Here is a 2822-nt window from a genome sequence, read left to right on the forward strand (position 1 = left end):
TCGCCGATGAGGCCGGGCTCAAACCTCACGATCATGCAACCGGACCGTGCGCTGCGCCGGGCCGTCGTGCCCAGTGCCGCCCGGCGTCCGCGGCGGGCCGGTGCGGGTGTCAACCCGAGGGGCCGGGGCGCAGCCTGAGGGCGGTTGCGGTCCAGAGCTCAGCGCTCCTACGGTGCCCGACCGGCCGTTCCTGAGAGTTCTCCCAGGAAAGTCTCCGGAGTAGCCGTCGGCTCCGCCCCCTCACCCCCTGGAGGCACACCGCCCCCACCCCGCTCGCCCACCGGACCAGGGCCACACCACCGCCCGAGAAGTCCGCCGACCGGTGCCACCCCCTTCCGCCTTTGCGCGCCCCCGGGTGTGCCAAGGCGCACCAGGCTACGGAGGAGCATGTCCGCGCATTCCCCGCGCAGATCCACGATGCGCAGATCCATCATCCCCGCCGCCGCGGCCGCGACCGCGCTGGCCACCGCGGCGTCCCTGCTCTCAGCGCCCCCCGCCCTGGCCGGGCCCCACGATCCGGGCTCGCGGCAGGTGCCCGGGGGCGATACCTGGACCCCGCCCGAGGAGACCGGCTCCGAGCCCTCGGGCGGCGACCCGCCCGATGAGGGCTGGAAGCAGCCCCACGAGCGCGAGGCCGACCAGGCCCCCCAGACCATGTCGACCCCGGACGCCCAGGCCGGGCAGTCGTGCGATGACGGCACCAACCGGGGGGTGCAGAGCCATTACCCGATGGAGCGCCACCAGATCAGCGACCGCATGGAGCTGGACGTCAACCTGGACAACGGCAACACCGTCCTGCGCCACCGCGACCTGACCATCCCCGGCACCGGCATCGACCTGTCGCTGTCCAGCGTCTACAACAGCCAGGACCTGGGCACCAACGGCTGGAAGCTCAACACCGGTACCGACGTGGGCCTGGACTTCATCGACGATTCCGACGACGTCGTCTTCCGCGGCCCCTCCGGGTTCTGCGAGACCTTCACCGACCAGGGCGGGGGCGCCTTCGAATCGCCCGAGGAGATGGAGGCCGACCTCGAAGAGCTCGACAACGGCCGCTACGCCCTGACCTTCCACCAGGGCCCCTACGCCGACCAGATGTGGACCTTCACCGCCGACGGGTGGCTCTACTCCCTCAGCGACCACAACGGCAACACCCAGAGTCTGGGCTATGACGAGGACGGGCTGATCACCTCCGTCAGCGACGACCAGGACCGCGTCACCGAGATCGACTGGCACGACCTGCGCATCGGGCTGAGCGAGATCACCGACCCCACCGGCACCACCGCCGCCGAATACGGCTACAACGCCGACGGGCAGCTCACCGCCATCACCGACCGCGCGGGCCAGGACACCGCCTTCGCCTACGACGACAACGGCCACCTGGAGGAGATCACCGACGCCCGCGGCCACACCTGGCGCCTCGACCACGACGGGAACGGCCGCCTCCAAGAGCTCACCGAGCCGGTGACCGGCGACGAGACCGCCACCACCGCCTACGACTACGGCGACCGGGAGACCGAGGTCACCGACCCACGCGGCAACACCTCCACCCACGCCTTCGACGAACACGGCCGTCAGGAAGAGGCCACCGACCCCGAGGGCAACACCCGCTCGACGACCTGGACCCCGGCGGCCTCGGTGGCCGGCGCGACCGACCCCGCGGGCAACTCCACCACCTACGACTACGACGACCTGAACAACATGGTCGGCACCGAGCTGCCCACCGGGGCCGAATACCAGATCGGATACGCCGACTCGGCCAACCCGCACAAGCCCACCTCCATCACCGCCCCGGACGAGGAGATGGAGCTGGACTACGACGACCGCGGCAACCTGACCGAGATCCGCCGCCCCGGCGCCGAGGAGCCCGAAGCCCGCCTGGAGTACAACAACAACGGCACCCTGGCCTCACAGACCAACGCCCGGGGCGCCACCACCGAGTTCTCCTACGACGATGAGGGCAACCTCACCGGGATCGACCAGCCCGACCCGCTGGGCACCACCAGCTTCACCTATGACGCCCTGTCCCGCATCACCAGCGTCACCGACGGCAACGGCACCACCCTGGAGTACTCCTACGACGCCCTGGACCGCCTCACCGAGATCGTCCACGACGGCGACATCGTGCAGTCCACGGAGTACAACGCCAACGGCGACGTCACCGCCACCCACACGCCCCAGGCCACCGTGGCCCACGCCTACAACAAGCGCGGCGAGGTGGCCAACACCGGGCGCGACGACGGCCAGGACCACGAGTCCTACGACTACACCTACGACAAGGCCGGCAACCTGACCTCTCTGAGTGAGCACGGCGCCACCACCGCCTACGCCTACGACGCCGCCAACCGCCCGACCACCGTCACCGACGACTCCGGCGGCGACACGCAGATCGGCTACGACGAGGCCGGCAACCGCAGCCGCATCACCTTCCCCGACGGGGCCACCCAGGAGCTGGAGCACAACGAGGCCGGGCTGCTGGTGGAGTCGGTGATGGCCAACGCCGACGGCCAGGCCCTGGCCGAGGCCGCCTACTCCTACACCGACGAGGAGGGGCAGGAGAGCACCAAGCTGCAGTCGCGCACCGTCAACGGCCAGAGCCTGGAGTTCACCTACGACGAGCGCGGCCGACTGACCAGCGACGGCGGGCAGGACTACACCTACGACGAGGCCGACAACCTCACCGCCTCCGGCGACACCGAGTACGAGGTCAACAAGGCCGACCAGGTCACCGCGGTGGACGACACCGAGCTGGTCTACGACGAGGCCGGAAACCTCACCGGGGTCGGCGAGGGCACCGACATCGAATACAGCCCCACGGGGCA

General features: G+C 70.2%; 1 protein-coding gene. It reads left to right on the forward strand.

From position 1 onward, the window contains the following. Positions 1-417: 417 nt before the first annotated feature. A partial coding sequence (locus C892_RS0128190) for a DUF6531 domain-containing protein (RefSeq protein ID WP_017559948.1) occupies positions 418-2822 on the forward strand: 2405 nt, incomplete at its 3' end.

The sequence above is a fragment of the Nocardiopsis baichengensis YIM 90130 genome (assembly GCF_000341205.1).
In the GTDB taxonomy this organism is placed as follows: Bacteria; Actinomycetota; Actinomycetes; order Streptosporangiales; family Streptosporangiaceae; genus Nocardiopsis_A; species Nocardiopsis_A halophila.